At 60.7% G+C, this 21,858-nt stretch carries 19 protein-coding genes and 1 tRNA gene; 6 read left to right on the top strand and 14 right to left on the bottom strand.

The genetic code is table 11. The features are described from left to right. The first annotated feature begins 104 nt into the window (after positions 1–104). The gene (locus tag ACW9I6_RS01680; protein WP_003211049.1) at positions 105–263 is read left to right on the top strand and encodes a YqaE/Pmp3 family membrane protein; all 159 of its coding nucleotides are present in this window, start codon (positions 105–107) and stop codon (positions 261–263) included. A 6-nt stretch (positions 264–269) separates the two neighbouring features. Here the strand turns inward: ACW9I6_RS01680 and pqqE are convergent, their stop codons facing one another. The 9 genes from pqqE to ACW9I6_RS01725 all read right to left on the bottom strand — a co-directional run bounded on the left by pqqE (position 270) and on the right by ACW9I6_RS01725 (position 9,221). Continuing rightward, entirely contained in the window at positions 270–1,409 is a 1,140-nt protein-coding gene (pqqE, locus tag ACW9I6_RS01685; protein ID WP_008434380.1) for a pyrroloquinoline quinone biosynthesis protein PqqE, read from the bottom strand. Next, positions 1,402–1,677, bottom strand: a complete 276-nt coding sequence (pqqD, locus tag ACW9I6_RS01690) for a pyrroloquinoline quinone biosynthesis peptide chaperone PqqD (RefSeq protein ID WP_003211043.1) — start codon at positions 1,675–1,677, stop codon at positions 1,402–1,404. Before pqqD ends, pqqE begins: the two co-directional genes overlap by 8 nt. Next, complete coding sequence (gene pqqC, locus ACW9I6_RS01695; RefSeq protein ID WP_003211042.1) at positions 1,674–2,426, bottom strand: pyrroloquinoline-quinone synthase PqqC; 753 nt, start codon at positions 2,424–2,426, stop codon at positions 1,674–1,676. The genes pqqD and pqqC overlap by 4 nt, the downstream gene beginning before the upstream one ends. Positions 2,427–2,437: 11 nt before the next feature. Further along, a complete protein-coding gene (pqqB, locus tag ACW9I6_RS01700; RefSeq protein ID WP_003211040.1) occupies positions 2,438–3,349 on the bottom strand; it encodes a pyrroloquinoline quinone biosynthesis protein PqqB in 912 nt (303 codons plus the stop codon). 77 nt (positions 3,350–3,426) lie between these two features. Next, a complete protein-coding gene (pqqA, locus tag ACW9I6_RS01705; protein WP_003194766.1) occupies positions 3,427–3,501 on the bottom strand; it encodes a pyrroloquinoline quinone precursor peptide PqqA in 75 nt (24 codons plus the stop codon). 159 nt (positions 3,502–3,660) lie between these two features. After that, the gene (pqqF, locus tag ACW9I6_RS01710) at positions 3,661–6,033 is read right to left on the bottom strand and encodes a pyrroloquinoline quinone biosynthesis protein PqqF (RefSeq protein ID WP_457338780.1); all 2,373 of its coding nucleotides are present in this window, start codon (positions 6,031–6,033) and stop codon (positions 3,661–3,663) included. A 50-nt stretch (positions 6,034–6,083) separates the two neighbouring features. After that, the gene (locus ACW9I6_RS01715; RefSeq protein WP_087694733.1) at positions 6,084–6,878 is read right to left on the bottom strand and encodes a carbon-nitrogen hydrolase family protein; all 795 of its coding nucleotides are present in this window, start codon (positions 6,876–6,878) and stop codon (positions 6,084–6,086) included. A gap of 10 nt (positions 6,879–6,888) precedes the next feature. Then, complete coding sequence (locus ACW9I6_RS01720; RefSeq protein WP_457338787.1) at positions 6,889–8,571, bottom strand: flavin monoamine oxidase family protein; 1,683 nt, start codon at positions 8,569–8,571, stop codon at positions 6,889–6,891. A gap of 167 nt (positions 8,572–8,738) precedes the next feature. Then, the gene (locus ACW9I6_RS01725; RefSeq protein ID WP_457338781.1) at positions 8,739–9,221 is read right to left on the bottom strand and encodes an Lrp/AsnC family transcriptional regulator; all 483 of its coding nucleotides are present in this window, start codon (positions 9,219–9,221) and stop codon (positions 8,739–8,741) included. A 161-nt stretch (positions 9,222–9,382) separates the two neighbouring features. Here ACW9I6_RS01725 and ACW9I6_RS01730 point away from each other — a divergent pair, with 161 nt between their 5' ends. Then, positions 9,383–11,743 carry a glucose/quinate/shikimate family membrane-bound PQQ-dependent dehydrogenase gene (locus ACW9I6_RS01730; RefSeq protein WP_457338782.1) on the top strand — a complete coding sequence of 787 codons (2,361 nt, stop codon included), beginning with the start codon at positions 9,383–9,385 and terminating at the stop codon, positions 11,741–11,743. Between the two features lie 42 nt (positions 11,744–11,785). Here ACW9I6_RS01730 and ACW9I6_RS01735 read toward each other — a convergent pair whose 3' ends face one another. Next, a complete protein-coding gene (locus ACW9I6_RS01735) occupies positions 11,786–12,652 on the bottom strand; it encodes a LysR family transcriptional regulator (protein WP_003211026.1) in 867 nt (288 codons plus the stop codon). Positions 12,653–12,765: 113 nt separating this feature from the next. Here ACW9I6_RS01735 and ACW9I6_RS01740 point away from each other — a divergent pair, with 113 nt between their 5' ends. From ACW9I6_RS01740 to ACW9I6_RS01755, 4 genes are all read left to right on the top strand, one after another. Further along, positions 12,766–13,191: a VOC family protein gene (locus ACW9I6_RS01740; RefSeq protein WP_003211024.1), complete on the top strand. Its 426-nt coding sequence runs from the start codon at positions 12,766–12,768 to the stop codon at positions 13,189–13,191. A gap of 10 nt (positions 13,192–13,201) precedes the next feature. Beyond that, positions 13,202–14,455: an amidase gene (locus ACW9I6_RS01745; RefSeq protein ID WP_457338783.1), complete on the top strand. Its 1,254-nt coding sequence runs from the start codon at positions 13,202–13,204 to the stop codon at positions 14,453–14,455. A 185-nt stretch (positions 14,456–14,640) separates the two neighbouring features. Continuing rightward, the gene (locus ACW9I6_RS01750; RefSeq protein ID WP_003211022.1) at positions 14,641–14,823 is read left to right on the top strand and encodes a type II toxin-antitoxin system HicA family toxin; all 183 of its coding nucleotides are present in this window, start codon (positions 14,641–14,643) and stop codon (positions 14,821–14,823) included. Positions 14,824–14,878: 55 nt separating this feature from the next. Further along, on the top strand, positions 14,879–15,280 hold the full coding sequence (locus ACW9I6_RS01755) for a type II toxin-antitoxin system HicB family antitoxin (RefSeq protein WP_003211020.1): 402 nt from the start codon (positions 14,879–14,881) through the stop codon (positions 15,278–15,280). An 89-nt stretch (positions 15,281–15,369) separates the two neighbouring features. Here ACW9I6_RS01755 and ACW9I6_RS01760 read toward each other — a convergent pair whose 3' ends face one another. From ACW9I6_RS01760 to rpoD, 4 genes are all read right to left on the bottom strand, one after another. After that, the gene (locus ACW9I6_RS01760; protein ID WP_008434401.1) at positions 15,370–15,882 is read right to left on the bottom strand and encodes a cupin domain-containing protein; all 513 of its coding nucleotides are present in this window, start codon (positions 15,880–15,882) and stop codon (positions 15,370–15,372) included. 147 nt (positions 15,883–16,029) lie between these two features. Then, positions 16,030–16,106: transfer RNA gene (locus ACW9I6_RS01765), tRNA-Ile, on the bottom strand. Between the two features lie 15 nt (positions 16,107–16,121). After that, positions 16,122–19,865 (bottom strand): bifunctional diguanylate cyclase/phosphodiesterase, encoded by a 3,744-nt coding sequence (locus ACW9I6_RS01770; RefSeq protein ID WP_102370019.1) that lies wholly within the window; start codon positions 19,863–19,865, stop codon positions 16,122–16,124. Positions 19,866–19,985: 120 nt separating this feature from the next. Beyond that, positions 19,986–21,836, bottom strand: a complete 1,851-nt coding sequence (rpoD, locus tag ACW9I6_RS01775; protein ID WP_457338784.1) for an RNA polymerase sigma factor RpoD — start codon at positions 21,834–21,836, stop codon at positions 19,986–19,988. Between the last annotated feature and the right edge of the window lie 22 nt (positions 21,837–21,858).

The following is a 21,858-nucleotide window of genomic DNA, read 5'->3' on the forward strand; positions in this document are numbered from 1 at the left end:
GAATTAGACGATGGCTGAGTGCCAGATCCCACTGAACCCTTACCAACGGCCAAGGTCGATTAGCTTGTACGGCTCACACGAGCCGATTTTCTGGAGCTGAACCCATGGATATCATTCGCATCATCATCGCCATTCTGCTGCCGCCACTGGGTGTGTTCCTGCAAGTGGGTTTCGCTGGCGCGTTCTGGCTGAACATCCTGCTGACCTTGTGCGGTTACATTCCCGGCATCGTGCACGCGGTGTACATCATCGCCAAACGCTAAAAGACCTCAGCCTTTCGCGATCAGCCGTGAGTTGCGCTCATTGCGAAAGGCCAGTTGCTCGATGGTCTGGGTGGCGTGCTCCGCTTCTTCGCGGGCCTGGAGGATCATGCCGTGGTGCTCCGATTTGCTGCACACCGGGTCAGCATTGCTGGCATCCCCGGTCAGCATGAACGCCTGGCAGCGGCACCCACCGAAGTCCTTTTCCTTCTCGTCACATGAACGGCACGGCTCGGGCATCCAGTCGTAGCCGCGAAAGCGGTTGAAGCCAAACGAGTCGTACCAGATGTGTTGCATGCTGTGGTCGCGCACATTGGGAAATTGCACCGGCATCTGTCGGGCGCCGTGGCACGGCAGGGCAGTACCGTCCGGCGTTACTGTCAGAAAGATGCTGCCCCAGCCATTCATGCAGGCTTTCGGGCGTTCCTCGTAGTAATCCGGCGTGACGAATATCAGCTTGCACGGGTGGCCTTCGGCTTCGAGCTTGGCGCGGTATTCGTTGGTGATGCGTTCGGCGCGCACCAGCTGTTCCTGGGTCGGCAACAGGCCGACCCGATTGAGCTGGGCCCAGCCGTAGAACTGGCAGGTGGCAAGCTCGACAAAGTCCGCTTCCAGGGCAATGCACAGCTCAATGATGCGGTCGATCTTGTCGATATTGTGCCGATGGGTGACGAAGTTCAGCACCATCGGGTAGCCATGGGCTTTCACTGCCCGGGCCATTTCGAGTTTTTGCGCGAAGGCTTTTTTCGAGCCGGCCAGCAAGTTGTTCACTTGCTCGTCACTGGCCTGGAAACTGATCTGGATATGGTCCAGGCCGGCCTTCTTGAAGTCGCTGATCTTCTGCTCGGTGAGGCCGATGCCGGATGTGATCAGGTTGGTATAGAAACCCAGCTTGCGCGCCTCGGCGATCAGTTCGGCGAGGTCCTGGCGCACCAGCGGCTCACCGCCGGAAAACCCCAGTTGCGCAGCGCCCATTTCCCGGGCTTCACGAAATACCTTGATCCACTGTTCCGTGCTCAGTTCCTTGCCCTGCTCGGCAAAATCCAGCGGATTGGAGCAGTACGGGCATTGCAGCGGGCAGCGGTAGGTCAGCTCGGCCAGCAACCAGAGCGGCAGGCCGATTTCCGGCTTGGGTGGCAGGTCAGGCAAGTTCGATCCAGTGCTGAGCACGGGCAACCTCCATGAATTGCTCGATGTCTTCACCGAGCTCGGGCACGCCAGGGAACTGCTTGTCCAACTCGGCGATGATTGCGCTGACATCGCGCTCGCCGTCGATCAAGCCACCGATCAAGGCGGCGCTGTCGTTGAGCTTGATCATGCCTTCCGGGTACAGCAGCACATGGCCTTTTTGCGCCGGTTCGTACTGGAAACGATAGCCCTGGCGCCAGGTCGGTTTTTTGCTGCGATCGAAGCTCATAGGGTGATCCCCTTATGCCATACACGCTGATCGGTCACGCTGTGATACGGCGGGCGTTTCAGTTCATAAGCCATGCTCATTGCATCGAGCATGCTCCAAAGAATGTCCAGTTTGAACTGGAGAATTTCCAGCATGCGCTCCTGGCCTTCGCGGGTGGTGTAGTGCTGCAGGGTGATGGCCAGACCGTGCTCCACATCCCGGCGAGCCTGGCCCAGGCGGGTGCGGAAATACTCGTAGCCGGCGGGGTCGATCCATGGGTAATGCTGGGGCCAGCTGTCGAGGCGCGACTGGTGGATCTGCGGGGCGAACAACTCGGTCAGGGAACTGCTGGCGGCTTCCTGCCAGCTGGCCCGGCGGGCGAAGTTGACGTAGGCGTCTACCGCAAATCGTACGCCCGGCAGTACCAACTCCTGGGAGCGCAGTTGATCCGGGTCGAGGCCGACGGCCTGTCCCAGGCGCAACCAGGCTTCAATGCCGCCGTCTTCGCCGGGAGCGCCGTCGTGATCCAGCAGGCGCTGGATCCACTCACGACGAATCTCCCGGTCCGGGCAGTTGGCCAGGATCGCGGCGTCCTTGAGGGGAATGTTCACCTGGTAATAAAAACGGTTGGCGACCCAGCCCTGGATCTGCTCGCGGGTGGCGCGGCCTTCGTACATCGCCACGTGATACGGGTGATGGATATGGTAGAAGGCGCCCTTGGCGCGCAGGGCCTGTTCGAACTCGGCGGTGGTCAGCGGTGTGTCAGTCATTTGGCTCGCTCCTACAATTCAATGCTCATGCCGTCGTACGCCACTTCCACATTGCGTCGCAGCAGCTCGGCTCGCTCGGGCGAGTCTTCATCCAGGATCGGGTTGGTGTTGTTGATGTGGATAAGCACCTTGCGCTGCTTGGGCAACTGCTCCAGCACTTCCAGCATGCCGCCGGGGCCGTTTTGTGCCAGGTGGCCCATCTCGCGACCGGTGCGGGTGCCGACGCCACGGCGCTGCATTTCGTCGTCGTCCCACATCGTGCCGTCCACCAGCAGGCAATCGCTGCCGGCCATTATTTCCAGCAACGGTGCGTCAACCTTGCCCAGGCCCGGCGCATAGAACAGCTTGCCGCCGGTGCGCAGGTCTTCGACGATCAGGCCGATGTTGTCGCCCGGGTGTGGGTCGAATCGGTGAGGCGAGTAGGGCGGTGCCGCGCTGCGCAGCGGCAATGGTGTGAAGCGCAGGTTGGGGCAGGCGGGGATCGTGAAGCTGGCGTCCAGCTCGATGCGGTTCCAGGCCAGGCCGCCGTTCCAGTGGGTCAGCATGGTGAACAGCGGGAAGCCGGTGCTCAGGTCTTCATGGACCATGTCGGTGCACCACACCTGGTGCGGGCAGCCTTCGCGCAGGCTGAGCAGGCCGGTGGTGTGGTCGATCTGGCTGTCCATCAGGATGATCGCGCTGATGCCGGTATCCCGCAGCGCGCGGCCCGGTTGCATCGGGGCGAAGCCTTGAAGCTGGGCGCGGATATCTGGCGAGGCGTTGCACAGCACCCAGTTCACGCCGTCATCGGAAATCGCGATGGACGACTGGGTACGCGCCTCGGCCCGCAGGCTGCCGTCGCGAAAACCTGCACAGTTCACGCAGTTGCAGTTCCATTGCGGGAAACCACCGCCGGCGGCGGAACCTAGAATCTGGACAAACATGGCCGCTCCATTACACACAACTCAAAAATAAAAACGCCCCGGGCTAGCCGAGGCGTTGCATTGCGATACAAAGCCAATCAGCGGCTGGCAAAGTACATGGTGACTTCAAAGCCGATACGCAGATCAGTGTAAGCAGGTTTGGACCAGGTCATGTTCTTACTCCTACGAAGGGAAGGGACGTTTACTACCAAGTAATACATATAGTCCACCTCCAAGCGGAGATGTTCAGATGTGTGCATGTGAATGTTACGTACTTCTTTTGAAGATAGCGCTGTCCTGCGGGAAAAAGCCTTTTACCGAAGCGGCAATGATCAGCCAGATCGTTGCCAGGAGCCGGCGGCACAAGCGCCATTGGCCACACAGCACCATCCGCCTGCAGCAGCATTGAGTTGCTGTGCAGCTACCATTAAATCCTCACGGGTGCGGGTCTGGATGAAATCTTGCAGCTGCTGGATGTAATCCGACGGGTGGCCTGCCAAGTGCGCGTGCCAGAGCAGTTCAGCGGCTTGGGAAGTGGGTAGGGCGTCGAGGGAAAATTGCCGGGCCAGATCGTTCGGCAGTTCGCTGGCGTTGATCAGCGCGGGCAGTTGCTTCAGGAACGCCTGCAGGTGATCAAGTATTTGCGCAAGAGACGCGCTTGGGGATTGCACCCCAAACAGCAGGCCGGTTTGCCCGCTGTACTGTCGGATGTCGCTGAACACCGCGTAGCCCAATTGAAGCTCAACACGCAGTTGCTGGTAGAACGGCGCTTGCACCAGATGTGCGAGTAGACGCCAGCAAGCCTCGTCCGCCAGGGAGCGTGTGGCTGTCGGGCAGAACAGCAGCAACGCGGCGTCGCTGGAATCGGTCCTGACTTCGTGCCAACGATGCTGGCTGCTGATTGACGGCAGTTCGCTGATAGCCGCTTGCGGTTGGCCGGGCAGTTTCCCGGCTGCACTTTTTATCGCCGTCTCGCAGGCGGCGGGCAGCCCCACGGCGAGCCCTTGCCAGCGAGCGGTTGACCATCGGTCTCGCCCAGCAACCTGCTGTGCAGCTGGGATGTCGGCGCAATACCCGGGCAATGCCTTGAGTAACTGCCGGATCGCCATTGCCGGCGCCGGGGAGGATGACGCTCCGGCATTTTCGTCGAGCCGGGTCAGCTCGCGTGCCACTTCCTCCAATATCGCGGGCATGGGTTCGTGCAGCCCTAGCATCTTCAGCTGCCAGTGACCGCCGATTGTCTCGAAAGACAACTGGACGCCAGCCTGGCTGGCGTTCTCACGCAGCCGTGGGAAAAGCTCTGCATCCAGCGGCGAATCCAGATGCCAGCGCAGGTAGAGCGCGCCTTCATCTGTGTCGCCTGGCAAGGCCTGGCTGAAGGTCAGCGCCGAAAAGTCCTTTCGCCCACGGGAGCGATCCTGGGCGAACGTGCGCAGGCCGCGATGGGCGCTGGTTTGCCCGCGAATCAGCCCCGGGCGCTCTTCCCTGGCTGCCGGCTGCAGGAACGGATTGGTGGGCGGCAGTTGCCAGGCGTGCCGGGACGGCGGCAATTGCAGCGAGTCCAGCAGGGTCTTGAGGGAGCTGGCGCTTTGCTCGGACAGGACCAGTTCGTTGTCCTGCCGGGCCAATGCCAGGGCACCACTGACCTGTTGTTTGCGAGCAAGCAGCAAGGCGTACTCTTCCCGCAAGGGCGCCCAGTCACTGTGTGCGAAAAAGCTCAGCCAGTCGTGCAGCAGTTCTTCGATCAGTGTCGTCTGCTGCGCACCCTGAGTGTCCAGGGTGAACTTGATATCCAACAACGCCTGTCCGGCAAATTGATACAGCGCCGTTGCGTTAATGGCGCTGACTAACTGCCGCGACTGCAACTCGGCGAGCAACCCGCCGGGCGCCGAAGTGTTCAGCCACAGGCAGAGGAAATCCAGCGCCTCAGGGGAAGCCTCGCTCACAACCACCTGATGCCAGTGGTGTTCATCGGTGTGTTGATAAGTACGTTGATTGCCGGCCAGCAACGCTGGCGCCGGCGTCTGTCGCCGCAGAGGTGCAGTCTTCAGCGCAGCGCCAAACTGATGCGCCAATGCCTCCAGCTCCACCAGCGACTGAGGGCCCGCAAGGCTCAAGGTCATCTGCCCGGAATGATAGAAACCTTCATAAAAATCCCGCAACGCCTGCTGAAAATCCTCACGCTCTACCGGCAAGCTATCCCGGTTGCCCGCATGAAACGCGCGCAACGGATGACCCGCCGCAACACCTCCCAGCAACGCTTGTTGCTGTTGCGCCGTGGCATCTTGCGACCAGGCAATAAACTCCGCCTGCAATACTTCGCGCTCACGCAACTGGTCTTCCAGGGCCAGGCGCGGATGGGCGAGCATGTCCCCCAGGCGCTCCAGTGCGGCTTCAAATGCCGTAACAGGCACCTCAAAGAAAAAGTCGGTAGTGCGCTCGCGGGTGCTGGCATTCACCTGTCCACCCTGGCGCTGGACGTAGGCCATCAGCCCTTCGCTTGCAGGAAAACGCTCGGTGCCCAGGAACAATAAATGCTCAAGAAAATGCGCCAGTCCCGGCCACGCCAGGGGTACATCGTGGCTGCCCGCTGCAACGCGCAAGGCAGCCGCGGCGCGCTTCAAGCGCGGCGCATGATGCAAGGAAACCCGCAGGCCGCTGGCCAAGGTCAATTGAAGGTGATGAGGGTGGGCCGGCGCAGGCATGAGCACTTCCGAAACGTAGGAAGTGCCTATGCTAGCGCAAACCTGCCGGATCAGTGCTTGTGCAACGCACCATAAAGCTCGGGACGCCGGTCCAGCAGGTAGCGATTGGCCGCGCGTGAGTCGACCATCAACTGCCGATCAAGTGTGCCCACGATCAGCGCTTCATCCAGACCGGCCTGGGCAATCCGCTGGCCATCCGGCGCGGCGATGCTGCTTTGCCCGCAATACTGGATCTCGCCTTCCTGCCCGCAGTAATTGGCGTAAGCCACATAACACTGGTTTTCAAACGCCCGCGCCCGCACGGTCACATCGGCGACGAAATCGAAAGGCACCATATTGGCCGTCGGCACCAGGATCAACTCCGCCCCGGCCAGCGCCAGGCGCCGGGTGTTCTCCGGGAATTCCAGGTCATAGCAAATCAGGAAACCCAGCTTCCAGCCGTTCAATTCCACCAGCGGAAAATCATCGTCCCCGGCGCTGAACATCGAGTTGTCGAGGTCGCCAAACAGGTGGGTCTTGCGGTAGTTGCACAGGCGTTGGCCGTTGGCGTCTATCAACTGCACGGCGTTGTAGATCTGCCCGTCTGCACCGCGCTCCGGATAGCCATACAGAATCGCCACGCCCGAGTTTTTCGCCAGCGCGGCGATGGACTGGGCAGCGGGGCCGTCCTGGGTTTCAGCCAGGGCGCCGACCGCTTCCACGCCGATGTTATAGCCGGTGAGAAACATCTCCGGCAGCACCAGCAGGTCGGCGTCGGTGGCCTCTTGCGCCAACTGATGCAGGCGCTTGAGATTGCCGGCCACATCCAGCGGCAGAGGCGGGCATTGATACAGGGCAACACGCATGGGCAACTCCTTACTCGGGCAGTGCGATCGGCCCGATTTCATCGAACACATCCCCCGGCCCCGGGTTCTGCGGGTGAGTGCTGCCACCGAAGTGAGTCATGATGCCCCACACCGCGTTCAGCGAGGTTTGCACGGCGCCTTCAACCCACGCCGGGGTCCAGGACACGTCGTCACCGGCAATGAAAATACCGCGTTGCTCCGCCGGCATGTCCTTTTGCATGAAGTGCGCGTACATCCGTTGGTTGTAGCGATAGTGACCGGGGAGTGCGCCTTTGAAAGCTCCGAGGAAATGTGGGTCGGCTTCCCATGACACGGTGATCGGGTCGCCGATGATCCGCGCGGTGATGTCGACTTTCGGGTAGATCTTCTTCAGCGCATCCAGAGCCAGTTTCACGCGTTTCTCGATGGGTTGCGGAAGCATTTTCAGCGCATCGCTCATCCAGGAGTAGGACAGGCAAATCACCCCCGGCTTGTCGTCACCGTTGTCGAAGAGATAGGTGCCGCGGGTCAGGCGATCCGTCAGCGTCATGCTCATCAGGTCGCGGCCGGTTTCCGGATCCTTGTCCTTCCAGAATGGCCGGTCGACCATCACGAAGGTCTTCGACGACTGCATGTAGCGGGTGCGGTCCAGGGCCATCCACATCTTTTGCGAGAACAGGGTTTCGTCGCACTCGATCTGGGTGGTCAGCAGCCAGCTCTGGCAGGTGGTCAGCACGGCGGCGTATTCGCGGGTGTCACCGTAGTTGTCGGTGACGGCGAAACGGCCGTCCGGCGCGTGGGCAATGCGCTTGACCCCGGCCCGTGGCGCACCGTTGTGCAGGGAACTGAGGCTGGTGCCTTCGGGCCAGTGGGCGCAACGCTCCGGCACATGGCGCCAGATGCCCATGGGCACTTGGGCGACGCCGCCGACCACCAGATGCTGGTGATCGTCGCAGTTGGTCATCACCACGCGGAAGATTTCCAGCATCGAGTTGGGGAAGTCCGAGTCCCAGCCGCCGGTGCCGAAACCGACCTGGCCGAACACTTCGCGGTGATGAAAGGACAACTTGGCGAACGCTTTGGAGGTCGCTACGAAGTCGTAGAAGGTGCGGTCGTCCCACAACGGAACCAGCGTATTCCACAGCTCTTTCAGGCGCGGTACGTCACGGTCGCGGATGGCTTGCTGGATATTGGCGAACTGCGAGCCGGCTTCCAGGGCGTCGGCCCAGGCGTCAGCCACTTCCTGGAACAGTGCAGGAAGGTCAGCGAGTTTCTGTGCGTAGTGCGTCTGGCCTTCGAGGTCGATGACCGTGCTGCCGGAAGCCGGCGTCAGCGGGTTGGGGAAGGGTTTGGTCTCCAGCCCGAGCTTGTCTACATAGTGGTAGAACGCGGTGGAGGACACCGGGAAACGCATGCCACCCAGTTCCGCAATGATGCCTTCGGCGCCTTCAAACGCCTGGGAGCGCAGGCGGCCACCCATTTTCGAGGCTTCATACACCACGGGTTTAAGGCCCAGCTTCATCAACTCATAGGCGGCCACCAACCCGGCAATCCCGGCGCCGACGATCGCCACTTCGGCGCCGTGGTTGGCCGCCGGAATGCTGCCCAGGCCCGCCGGATGCTCGATCCAGTCATCAAAGGCAAACGGGAAGTCCGGGCCAAAGATGGTGATCGGCTTTTTACCGGTGGCGGGGTGGCGATTGGTCTTGCTGATGGTGCTGGAAGGAATGCTCATGGCTGACCTTGCTGGCGGCTCGGCGGGGCGCGACCCGCTGAGTATAGGAAAAGATGGCAGCCATTCTAGGGAGCGTAGCGTTCGTTAATAAGACGCAATGTGTCGTCGGATTGAATTGTTTTTAGTCAGAGTGACGAGCTTGCTGGTCAGATTGGTTGGCCGCGGTCCAGTTTGTTACTGAGGATGATCGAGGTGGTGGTCTTCTCCACGCCATCGACGCTGCCGATCTGGTCCAGCAGTTGATCCAGCTGTTCCGGCGAATCGGTGCGTAGCCAGGCCACGTAATCGAACTCGCCGCTTACCGCACATAACTGCTGAACCTGCGCCATGGCACTGATCCGGCGCAGCACTTCCTTGCCGGAGCGCGGTTGCACGGTGATCCCCACGTAGGCCTGCAAACCACCATCCACCACCCGCTGGCTGAGGCGCACGCCATAGCCGGTAATCACCTGGGTTTTTTCCAGGCGCGCCAGGCGTGAGGTGACGGTGGTGCGCGCGATGCCCAGTTGCCGGGCAAGCATGGCCACACTTTCACGCGCGTTGATCTGCAAGGCGGCGATCAACTGGCGATCGATTTCATCGAGGACGGGAGGGTGAGAGGCGGACAAGGTTTTCTCCGGCGCGGGCATCAGTGGGCGAGCATGTTACAGGCTCGGTCCTGGCGATACTGCCCGCCCGGCCGGGAATTTATTTTCGCCGCTGATCGAACACATTATTTTGTGCCAGATTGTGAAAAGTAACTGTTTGGTACATTATTTTGCGTTAGGTATGCAGGAAGGACGTTTGCGCGATGAATAACTTTGGGGCTGCCACCGGCAGCAGATGGTTGCTGGTTGGGCTGGGCCTGCTGATCGCCTTGATCGGCCTGGGTTTGGCAGGCGGTGGCGGTTACCTCGTAGTGCTGGGCGGCAGTTGGTATTTCCTGCTGATGGGCCTGGCGATGCTGGTCTCTGGTGTGCTGATCGCCAAGCGCCGGCCTCAGGGAGCATGGCTGTACGCCGTGGCATTGGTGGTGACTGCGATCTGGGCGGTGTGGGATACCGGTCTGGAATACTGGCCGTTGGTTTCGCGAGTCCTGACCTTCGCCGTCATCGGCCTGGTAGTCGCGCTGATTTATCCACAGCTCGCCCGCGCTTCGGGATCGACACCCGGGCGCGGCGCCTATGGCGTTGCCGGGCTGCTGGGCCTGGGCGTGGTCGCCACCCTGGCGTACATGTTTGTACCGACCCACGTGGTCAAGGCCAGCAGTGAGCCTGCGGTGACTGCGGTAACGCCGGGCACCGAGCAAAAAGACTGGGCCCACTGGGGCAACACCACCGCCGGCAATCGGTTTGCCGCGCTGGACCAGATCAACAAAGGCAACATCGACAAGTTGCAGGTGGCCTGGACCTTCCACACCGGCGACATCCCCGAGAGCAATGGCGCCGGTGCCGAAGACCAGAACACCCCGCTGCAGATCGGTGACAGCGTTTACGTGTGCACCGCCTACGGCAAAGTGTTTTCCCTGGACGCCGATACCGGTGCCCAACGCTGGAAATTCGATCCCCAGGGCAGCGGCCCCAACTGGCAGCGTTGCCGTGGCCTGGGGTATTTCGACAGCAGTGCCAGCGAGCAACCCGCCGGCGCCAAAGCCTGTGTGAAACGTCTGTTTCTGCCGACCGGCGATGCCCGGTTGATTGCGATCAATGCTGAAACCGGCGCGCCTTGCGAAGACTTCGGCGACCACGGCACCGTCGACCTGAAGACCGACATGGGCGAAGTGAAGCCCGGTTATTACCAGCAAACCTCGACGCCACTGGTGGCGGGAAATGTTGTGATCGTGGGTGGACGCGTGGCGGACAACTTCTCCACCGGTGAACCGCCAGGCGTGGTGCGCGCCTTTGACGTGCACAGCGGCGAACTGGTGTGGGCCTGGGATCCGGGCAACCCGAACACCACCAAACGCCCACCTGCAGGAGAGACCTACACCCGTGGCACGCCGAACGTATGGTCGGCCATGTCCTACGACGCCAAGCTCGGCCTGGTCTACCTGCCTACCGGTAACGCCACCCCGGATTTCTTCGCCGGTGAACGTACCGCCTATGACGACAAGTGGAGCTCCTCCATCGTCGCCATCGACGTGAAGACCGGCCAGGTGCGCTGGCACTTCCAGACCACTCACCACGACCTGTGGGACTTTGACCTGCCGGCACAGCCGCTGCTCTACGACATTCCGGATGGCAACGGCGGCGTGCAACCGGCACTGGCCCAAGTCACCAAGCAAGGTGAAATCTTCCTGCTCAACCGCGCAACCGGCGTGCCCATCGCCCGGGTAGAAGAGCGCCCGGTGCCCCAGGGCAATGTGCCCGGCGAACGTTATTCGCCGACCCAGCCGTTCTCGGTGGACATGCCTTCGATCGGCAATCAGCAACTGACCGAATCCGACATGTGGGGCGCCACGCCGTTTGACCAGTTGATGTGCCGCATCCAGTTCAAGGGTATGCGCCACCAGGGCGTCTATACGCCGCCAGGCCTGGACCGCGCGCTGCAATTCCCGGGCTCCCTGGGCGGAATGAACTGGGGCAGCGTGTCAGTGGACCCGAACACCCACTACATGTTCGTCAACGACATGCGCCTGGGTTTGGCCAACTACATGATCCCGCGCGACAAGATCGCCGCCGGTGCCAGTGGCATCGAAATGGGCGTGGTGCCGCAAGAAGGTACGCCATTCGGTGCAATGCGCGAGCGCTTCCTCTCGGCGGCGGGCATTCCGTGTCAGAAGCCGCCGTTCGGCACCCTGTCGGCCATCGACCTGAAAACCCACAAGCTGATGTGGCAAGTGCCGGTGGGCACGGTTGAAGACACCGGGCCGCTGGGCATCCGCATGCACATGCCGATTCCAATCGGCATGCCGACCCTCGGCGCGTCCCTGGCCACCCAGTCCGGCTTGCTGTTTTTCGCCGGCACCCAGGACTTCTACCTGCGCGCTTTCGACACCGGCAACGGCAACGAGATCTGGAAATCACGGCTGCCGGTGGGTAGCCAGTCGGGGCCGATGACCTACGTGTCGCCCAAGACCGGCACGCAGTACATCGTGCTCACCGCTGGCGGCGCGCGACAGTCGCCGGACCGTGGGGATTATGTGATTGCCTACGCGTTGCCCAAGAAATAGGGCGTGAAAAAGCCGCACGGATGTGCGGCTTTTTTTTGCGTCTTAGATCGTGTCTGCCAGCAGGCATCGGGCAAAGAGTTGTGGCACCGGAAGGTTGCGCTGGCTGTAGCGGCTCAGCAAGATGATTTCCCGGTTAAAGGTCAGCTCGCCCAGCGGGATGACACGCACCTGCGGGGATCGGTCCAGCCATAGTCCGGCGTGGGGAACCAGTGAAACGCCCAGGCCGCATTCGACCATTTTGACCAGCGCCTCAATCTCGTCCAGTTCCAGCGCCACTTGCACGTCCAGCCGCTGATCCCGCAGAAAGCGACTGACCAGCCGCCCGCCAAACGAAGCCCGGTCGTAGCGCACGTGAGGATGAGCGGCGAGCAGTTGCAGCGGGTCATCCCCCTCGACCGTCAGCGGCGCGATCAACACAAACGGCTCCCTGCGCAGCAGTTGCACGTGCAGTTCCTTGGGCAAGTCAAAGGGTGGGCGAATGATGATCGCCGAGTCGAGTTCGCCTGCATCCACCTGGCTGAGCAGCTCCAGGGAAACTCCCGGCACCAACTTGCACTCCACCGTCGGCGCCGCCTGGCGCAAACGCACCAGGGCCTGGGGCAGCAGGCCGGTCTGGGCGGTGGTGATGGCGCCGACCTTCAACTCGCCCCTGTACTCATTGGCATCCACCGGCACAGCCATGCGGTTGAACGTCTCGAGAATTTCCCTGGCCAGCGGCAGCGCGCGGATCCCCGCCGCGTTCAGCGTGGCCTGGCGTCCGGTTCGGTCGAACAACTGCACGCCGAGCACCTGCTCCAACTGACGGATCTGCGCACTCACCGCCGATTGTGTCAGCCCGATATGCATGCCCGCTGCGGCGAACGTGCCATGGCGGGTAACGGCGATAAAGGTTTTCAGTTCCCGCAGCATGGGCGTCTCGATTGATCGAAATAATTTGAGCTCGATGCGAAAACTATCGTCTTTCCATCGGTTACGGCAAGGCTAGACTCGCAAGGACTTAATACCCATAGAGGTTAGACCTGATGGCACTGGCTCCTTTTCACCTGGCAATTCCGGTATTCGACCTGGCGGCAGCGCGGCAGTTTTATGGTGAGGTGTTTGGGTTGGAGGAGGGACGAGCCAGTGATCACTGGGTCGACTTCGACTTCTTCGGGCATCAATTGGTGATTCATGAACATCCGAAAACCGCTTCTCAAGAGGCGGCGCACACCAATGCAGTGGACGGCCACGACGTGCCGGTGCCGCATTTTGGCGTGGTGTTGAGTTGGGATGATTGGCATGCGTTGGCGGAGCGTTTGCAGGCGCGCAATACCCAGTTTGTGTTGGAACCGCATATTCGTTTCAAAGGCCAGGTGGGCGAGCAGGCGACGTTGTTCCTGTTTGACCCGTGCGGCAACGCGTTGGAGTTCAAGGCGTTCAAGGACATTGGGCAGTTGTTTGCCAAATGAGGGCGCTTTGATGAATGGCCTGGATGCGACGGGCATCGCCGAGGCGGTGGTTTCGGGGGCGATTACGCCGGCTTTGGTTGCTGAACACTTTCTTGCGCGCATAGGTGTCGACGAACCAGATATCCAGGCGTTTGTATCCTTCGACGCTGAGGCGGTGCGCGAGCAGGCGTTGCAGCTTGAAGGCTGTTCCGGTCCGCTGGCGGGCTTGCCCGTGGGGGTCAAGGACATCTTTGATACCGCCGACCACCCAACGGAATTCTATTCGCCGATTTACCTGGGTAATCGTCCATCGCGGGATGCCCATGTGGTGACGCTGCTACGACAGGCGGGCGCGATCATCATGGGCAAGACCCACACCACCGAATTTGCCTACATGCACACAGGGCCGACGCGTAATCCGCTCGATCTGTCCCGCACGCCGGGTAGCTCCAGCGCGGGTTCCGCGGCGGGGATGACGGCCGGGTTTTTCCCGTTGGCGTTGGGTACCCAGACGGCTGGGTCGCTGCTCAAGCCAGCCGCTTATTGCGGGTTGTATGCCTTCAAGCCATCGTTTGGACTGGTCTCGCTGGAAGGCGTGAAACCCCTGGCGCCGAGCTTCGATACCGTGGGTTGGTATGGCCGTTCGGTGCGTGATCTTGAGCGGGTGGCGCGGGTGTTGATCCCGGGGTTTCCGGCTGTTGAGGCGGGGCGTCGGCCCTTGCGGCTTGGTTTCTGCCGTACCTCTCGCTGGTCGGATGTGCAGCCGTTGGTGGCCGAGGCAATTGAACGAGCGGTTGCCCGGTTGGGGCCTCTTGTCAGTGAAGTCGTGTTGCCTGAGGCGTTCGACGGAGTATTCGACGATCACCAGTTGATCAACGATTGCGAAGGTGCCCGTTCATTGGCCAAGGAATTTCAGTCTCATCCTGAGTTACTCAGTGATTCGACGTTGGCCATGATTGAGCGTGCGAAGGCTACAAGCTGGGAACAGGAGTCGGCTGCGAAGGCACGCCTCGCACAACTCGCCCCGCAGCTCGCGCAAATCTGCCAGCCGTTTGATGCGATGTTGAGTGTTTCCTGCGGGATGCTGGCGCCGGTGGGGTTGGCGACCACGGGCCCGTCGGACTTCATCAAGTTCTGGGGCGCGTTTGGATTGCCGCAGGTGAATGTGCCGGTGATGCGTGGGGAAGGGGAGTTGCCGGTGGGGTTGCAGGTAATTGGGGCGTTTAGAGGGGATGCGCCGTTGCTAGGTACGGCGCAAGTCATTGTTAATGCGTTGGTAAGCTGAGAGTCAGTCAAGGCACAAAAACTGACATTAGTTCGCTGGCGAAGCGGCGATAGGCGTAGTCATCATATTCTTCGCATGAGCCCGTTCAGAAATGAGCGGGCTTTTTTCATTGGTGTGTCCTGTGTGTATAAAAGATGCTGCAGGATACCTTCGGTGTGTAAGATACACACTGTGGAGCGGGCGCGATGAGAAGCAGAGAGGTAATTGACTTGCTGATGGCGGATGGATGGTTTGAGGTGGCGGCGAAAGGCAGTCACCATCAATTCAAGCACTCAACCAAGCCCGGCCGGGTGACGGTTCCTCATCCTAAATCAGAGATAGCCAAGGGGACCTTGCACAGCATTTTGAAATCAGCAGGCCTGAAGTGATGACCGTAGGTTATGTGGTGAATGATCCCGCTGCGGCTCATTCAAAGGAGGAAAAATGAAATTTCCAGTGGTGATACACAAAGACGCTGATTCAGATTACAGCGTGACCGTCCCGGACGTGCCAGGTTGCTTTTCTGCGGGCACAACCTTTTCCGAAGCTCTGGATAATGTCCGCGAAGCTTTAGCGCTGCACCTCGAGGGATTGGTTGCTGATGAGGAGCGGCTTCCTCAGGCTAGAGAGGTCGACGTCCATTTGGAGAATCCGGACTTTGCGGGTGGCGTGTGGGCGGTGATCGACTTTGATCTCACTCCTTACCTGGGCAAGTCAGTCAGGTTCAACGCCTCACTGCCTGAGCAACTTTTGAATCGTATCGATGAGCGAGTGCAAAAAGACCATCGCTATGCCTCGCGCTCTGGGTTCCTGGCGACGGCGGCTTTGCGCGAACTTTCCGTTTGATAACGGGCCGGTAGAGCACGCAGTACAAAAAAGGCTTACACCGCAAAGCGTAAGTCTTTCTTTTATTCGAGGAGGTGTGATCAGCGAGACTACGACCCCTTGCACACCTTCGCAGCGGCAGCATCGTTCGGGATAAATGAATCCGGCGCGCCCGGCTTCAGCACCACGTACCCTCGCCGCCACGGTTGATCGTCCACCAGATTCCAGCGATGCCCTGTGCCGGTGTTGTCTTCGGCGATCAGTACTTCACCCGGATGCAACGTGAACTTCTCACCGCCGCGTGTCACGAACGCCAGGGTGCCGGACAGCGTCATGACGTACTGTGGCTCCGGGTCGTTATGCCAGCTATACGAGGAATGCGCCGCCGTTTGCTTGAAGTGAACGGCGGTCACGTCATTGCGCATGCTCTGGTCGATGGTGCCTTCCAGTACGTGCGAATTGTTGTCGGCGCCGGTGCAGAGCTTGAATGCCTTGATGGAGTCAGTGGCGGCGGGGGCGGCTTGTGCGCCGCTCAAGGTTGCGAGGGTGATTGCGACGGCGGCTGTGGCACGTATGCCCAGGCCGTGGATTGCGTTGCGCGGCGAGCGTTTTTGCTGATGCATGGAACAAGTTTCCCTCGTGCTGAATTGGCGTTGACTGGGAATCATGGTCAGTGCCGTAGCCGTTCGGGACAACTAACTAATGTTTCATTGCTGCACGACTCACGCGCGCCAGAAACGACAAAGCCGCGCAATGCGCGGCTTTCAAGATGGTGGGCCCAGTAGGACTCGAACCTACGACCAAGGGATTATGAGTCCCCTGCTCTAACCAACTGAGCTATAGGCCCTCAGTAGGCCGCGGATTATAGCGATGGTTTCTTCGCTGTGCCATCCGAAAAGTCCGAAACGCTCATACGAAGGAACGTAGCGGCGAAAAGGTCCGGCGGCAGCGGCAGGCTGACGATATAGCCTTGCATCTGCTCACAACCTTCAGCCGCCAGAAACGCTTGCTGGGCCGGCGTTTCCACACCTTCGGCAATGATGGTGAATTGCATGCTGTGCCCCAGGGCAATAATGGCGCGCACGATCGCCGCATCGTGTGGGTCGTCGGGCAGGCCACGGACGAAGGATTGGTCGATCTTCAGGAAGTCCAGCGGCAGGCGTTTCAGGTAGCTGAGGGACGAATAGCCGGTGCCGAAGTCATCAATGGCCAGTTGCACGCCCAGATGCTTGAGCTGGTGCAGCACCTCCAGCGCCTCTTCGGCCTGGCTCATGATGAAGTTTTCGGTGATCTCCAGTTGCAGGCAGCCAGGCTCCAGGCGGTTGTCCCGCAGCAGTTGCTCGATGCGCGCCAGCAGGTTGGGGTGGCGCAGTTGCGCGCCCGCCAGGTTGACGGACAGCGGGCCGAAGTCATCAAAAATTTCTCGCCAGTCGTGCATCTGTCGGCAGGCCTGCTCCAGTACCCAGTCGCCAATCTGCAGGATCATGCCGTTCTCTTCGGCCAGGGCAATGAAGTGCTCGGGCGGCACTTCGCCGAAGGTGGGGTGGCGCCAGCGAATCAGGGCTTCGGCGCCGATCAGTTGTTGGGTGTCGAGGCTGAGTTTCGGCTGGTAATAGAGAGACAATTCGTCGCGCTCGATCGCTCGGCGCAGTTCGTGTTCCAGGGCCACGCGTTCGTTGGCTTGCGCGGTGAGGTCCTGGGTGTAGCTTTCGACGCGGTTGCGGCCCTTGGCCTTGGAGCGGTACATGGCGGCGTCGGCGTTTTTGACCAGGGTGGCGACGTCGTTGCCGTCCCGTGGGTACAGGCTGGTGCCGATGCTGGCGCTGATGAAGAACTCATGCTCGCCCGCCTGGAATGGTGGAGTGAAGCAGGCCAGCAGCTTATTGGCCAGGTGTTCGGCGTCGCTGGCTTGTTGCAGGCCGGGCAGCAGGATGATGAATTCGTCACCGCCCAGGCGGGCGACGGTGTCGACGTCTCGCAGTTGGTCCTTGAGGCGAACGGCGATGTCCTTGAGCAGCAGGTCGCCAATCGGGTGGCCGAGGCTGTCGTTGATGTGTTTGAAGCGGTCGAGGTCGAGGAACAGTACGGCGCCCTGGCTGCCGGTTTCCTGTTGGTTGTTGAGGGCGGCTTGCAGGCGGCTTTCAAACAGGGTGCGGTTGGGCAGGCCGGTCAGCGGGTCGTGGTGGGCCTGGTAATCGAGGCGCGCCTGGGCGTGCTTGAGGCTGGAGATGTCGGCAAACACGGCGACGAAGTGGGTGATCGACTCCTCGCGGTTGCGCACGGCGCTGATGGTCAGCCAGCTGGGGTACAGCTCGCCGCTCTTGCGCCGGTTGGAGATCTCGCCTTGCCAGTGGCCGTTGGCCGTCAGTTGGTGCCACATGGCCGCGTAGAAGGCGCTGTCGTGCAGGCCCGAGGCAAGCAGGCGCGGGGTTTGGCCGAGGGCCTCGGCTTCGCTGTAGCCGGTGATCTCGCTGAAGGCGCGGTTCACGGCGCTGATATTTTGCCGGGTGTCGGTGATCAGTACGCCTTCGGCCGTGCTCTCGAACACGGTGGCGGCCTGTTGCAGTTTTTCCTGCATCAGTTGGCGTTCGGTGATGTCCCGGGCGATGGTCAGCATGCAGTCGTCGTCGCCGATGGGCAGCGGGCGGCTGGAGACTTCACACAGGCGAATTTCGCCGTCGCTGCGGCGGATGTGGCAGACAAAGTCGCGGACAAATCCATCCCGTTGCAGCCGCTCCAACATATCTTTGCGTTCGTTCAGGTCGACCCAGATCCCGAGGTCCAGGGTTGACTGGTCCAGTGACATCACGCTGTTAAAGCCGGTAATTCGACTGAATCCTTCGTTGACCTCAATCAGCAAACCGTCGCTTTGGCGGGACAACAGCAGGCCGTCGGGAGAGGCATGAAAGGCCTTGGCGAATTTCTCTTCGGAGGTCTGCAGTCGCTGCTGGGTTTCTTTCAGCTGGGTGATGTCACGCACCACCACGACCAGAGCTTCGGTGGTATCCAGTTGAAAGGGTTCGGCGGAGATCAGTCCGGTGAAGGCCTGGCCGTTGCTGCGCAGGAAGGGCATTTCCAGGTTGCGGATGCTGGTGGTCTGTACCCGTTGCAGCAGGCCGGGGCCTACGCCCTGGATGCCCCAGATATTCAGTTCAGTGGCGGTTTTTCCTACGACTGCTTCGGCGCTCAGGCCGATCTGGTCTTCGAATGCCTTATTGACCTCCATCAGGCAGCCGTCCGACAGCCGGGCGATGACCAGGATGTCCGGGCATTGCTGGAACACAGAGGCGAATTTCTGTTCCGAAAGCTGCAACGCTTCCTCGGTGCGCTTGGCTTCGCTGATGTCGATCATCAGGCCGCGCAGCACGGGCTCGTGGCCGTGTTCGATCAGGCTGACGATGTCCCGCACCCACAGGCAGCGTCCATCGGCGGTGATCACCCGGTAGTCGACACTGTGGTCGCGGTTGGCCCGGGTTTCGGCGTAGCAATAGGATTCGGTGCGGGTCAGGTCCGCGGGGTGGATGATGTTGCGCCAGAAGCCCGGGATCAGCCAGTGGGCACGGGGGTAACCCAGCAGTTCCTCGGCGTGGGGCGACACGTAGCTGTAGGTGAAATCGCTGATACTGGCTTCCCAGGCGATCGCGGAAAGGCTCTCCACCAGGCCGCGATAGTGGTATTCGCTGCTGCGCAGTTCCTGTTCGAGGGCGACCCGGCGGGAAATTTCCGAGCTGAGCCGACGATTGATCCGAATAACCACGGCCAGCACGATGCTCAGCAACAGCACGGCAGGCAACCCGTAGAGCAGCACATCCGTCCAGAGCGTGCGGTGGTCGATGACGTTGCCGACCCAGCGCTGCTGGATGGCCTCGGTCTCAGACGGGCTGATGTCGGCCAGGACTTTATCGAGGATGCCCACCAGCATCTTGTCGTCCTTGGGTACGCCCATGGCCAACTGATAGCGGTAAGGCGTTTCGCCGCTGATGTACAGGCCTTCCAGCTTGAGTTGGCGCAGGCTCCACACGCTGGACGCCAGATCGCCCACTACGGCGTCGACCTTGTCGGTGGCCAGGGCCTGCAGCGTAGCGCTGACATTGGGCATGGCCACCAGGTTGAGGTCCGGGTGGTGAGTGCGCAGCAGTTCATGGGGCGCGTAGTTTTCCACCACGGCCACCTTCAACCCGTACAGGTCTTTGAGGCTGCGTGGTTGCGGGCCGCCTTCGTGGGCGAGGATGACGATGGGGAAGTCGAGATAAGGCCGGGTAAACGACAGGAAACCCTGGCGTTCCGGTGTGGACATGATGCCCGGCAGCAGGTCGAGCTGGTTGTTGCGGGCCTGTTCCAGCACGGCGCTCCAGTTCACCGGCTCGATCAGTTTGATCCTGACGCCAAGGCGATCCTGCATCAGCCGCACATAATCAGCGGCCAGGCCCTGGTAGCGACCGTCTTCATCGCGGTATTCAAAGGGTGGCCAAGAGGCGTCGACGCCCAGGCGCAACTCTTGGTGGTCCGCCAGCCAGCCACGCTCTTCATCGGTGAGAGTCAACGCGCCAGCCGTTGCGGTCCAGGTCAGCAGCGACAGCAGTAACACGGTCGGCAATCTGGGCATAACGGTCTCGTTATGGCACGGGGAATGTTTCGAGTGTAGACGGGCATTGCGGAGGAGGGGAGGCAGCGAGGATTTAATCTGCAGAAGCAAAAACCCCGGCCTGGGCCGGGGTTTTTGTGATCACTCGTCGAGGAAGGAGCGCAAATGCTCGCTTCTCGTCGGGTGGCGCAGCTTGCGCAGCGCCTTGGCTTCGATCTGACGAATCCGCTCACGGGTAACGTCGAACTGCTTACCAACCTCCTCAAGGGTGTGGTCGGTATTCATGTCGATGCCGAAGCGCATGCGCAGTACCTTGGCTTCACGGGCAGTGAGGCCGGACAGTACGTCGCGAGTCGCTTCTTTCAGGCTCTCAACGGTAGCAACATCGATTGGCGACTGCATGGTCGAGTCTTCGATGAAGTCACCCAGATGGGAGTCTTCGTCATCACCGATCGGGGTTTCCATGGAGATCGGCTCTTTAGCGATCTTCAATACCTTGCGGATTTTATCCTCAGGCATTTCCATGCGTTCGCCCAACTCTTCCGGGGTCGGTTCGCGACCCATTTCCTGCAACATCTGCCGGGAAATACGGTTGAGCTTGTTGATCGTCTCGATCATGTGCACCGGAATACGGATGGTGCGGGCCTGGTCGGCGATCGAGCGAGTGATCGCCTGACGGATCCACCAGGTGGCATAAGTCGAGAACTTGTAGCCGCGACGGTATTCGAACTTGTCCACCGCTTTCATCAAGCCGATGTTGCCTTCCTGGATCAGATCGAGGAATTGCAGGCCACGGTTGGTGTACTTCTTGGCGATGGAGATCACCAGACGCAAGTTCGCTTCAACCATCTCTTTCTTCGCGCGGCGGGCCTTGGCCTCACCGATCGACATGCGACGGTTGATGTCCTTGATCTCGGCAATCGTCAGACCGGTTTCAGTCTGCAATGCAGTCAGCTTCTGCTGGCAACGAACGATGTCGGCCTGGAGGCGACCAATGGCTTCAGCGTATTTGCTTTTGCCTTTGGCCAGTGCGTCGGTCCAGCTTTCGTCGACTTCGTTGCCCGGGAACTGGCGCAGGAAGTCGGCACGCGGCATGCGCGCATCACGGACACAGAGCTGCATGATCGCACGCTCTTGTGCACGCAGACGCTCAAGGGCGCTACGAACCCGCTCAACCAGGCCTTCGAATTGCTTCGGTACCAGTTTGATCGGCATGAAGAGTTCAGCCAGGGCCAGCAATTCAGCAGTTGCCTGCTTGCTGCCGCGACCGTGCTTCTTCAGGGCCTTACGAGCCAGTTCCATCTGATCGGAGACCGCGCCAAAGCGCTGGGCTGCGATGATCGGATCCGGACCGCTTTCGACTTCTTCTTCGTCATCGGTGCTGGCTTCAGCTTCGTCGTCGTCGGTGTCGTCGTCTGCTTTCGCAGCCTTGGCATCGATCGGTGGCGGAATTTCAGCCGCAGGTGGCGCAATGCCGTCGTCCGGGTCGATATAACCGCTCAGGACGTCGGACAGGCGGCCACCTTCGGTGGTGACGCGAGTGTACTCGGAGAGAATGTGGTCAACCGTGCCTGGGAAGTGCGCGATTGCGCCCATCACTTCACGGATGCCCTCTTCGATACGCTTGGCGATTTCGATTTCGCCTTCACGTGTCAGCAGCTCTACCGTACCCATTTCGCGCATATACATGCGCACAGGGTCAGTCGTGCGACCGATGTCGGTCTCGACCGCTGCCAACGCGGCGGCTGCTTCTTCAGCGGCTGCCTCGTCGGTATCGGCGTCGGCCAACATAAGGGCGTCCGCATCCGGAGCACTCTCGTGTACGGGGATCCCCATGTCATTAATCATGCGGATGATGTCTTCCACCTGCTCTGGATCTGAAATATCCTCAGGCAGGTGGTCGTTGACCTCTGCGTAAGTCAGATACTTCTGCTCACGACCAAGGGTGATCAACTCTTTGATACGAGACTGCTGTTGCGCTTTTCCGGACATAACACCCTATCCACTGAAGGTC

The organism is Pseudomonas sp. SDO5522_S412, from assembly GCF_054071215.1.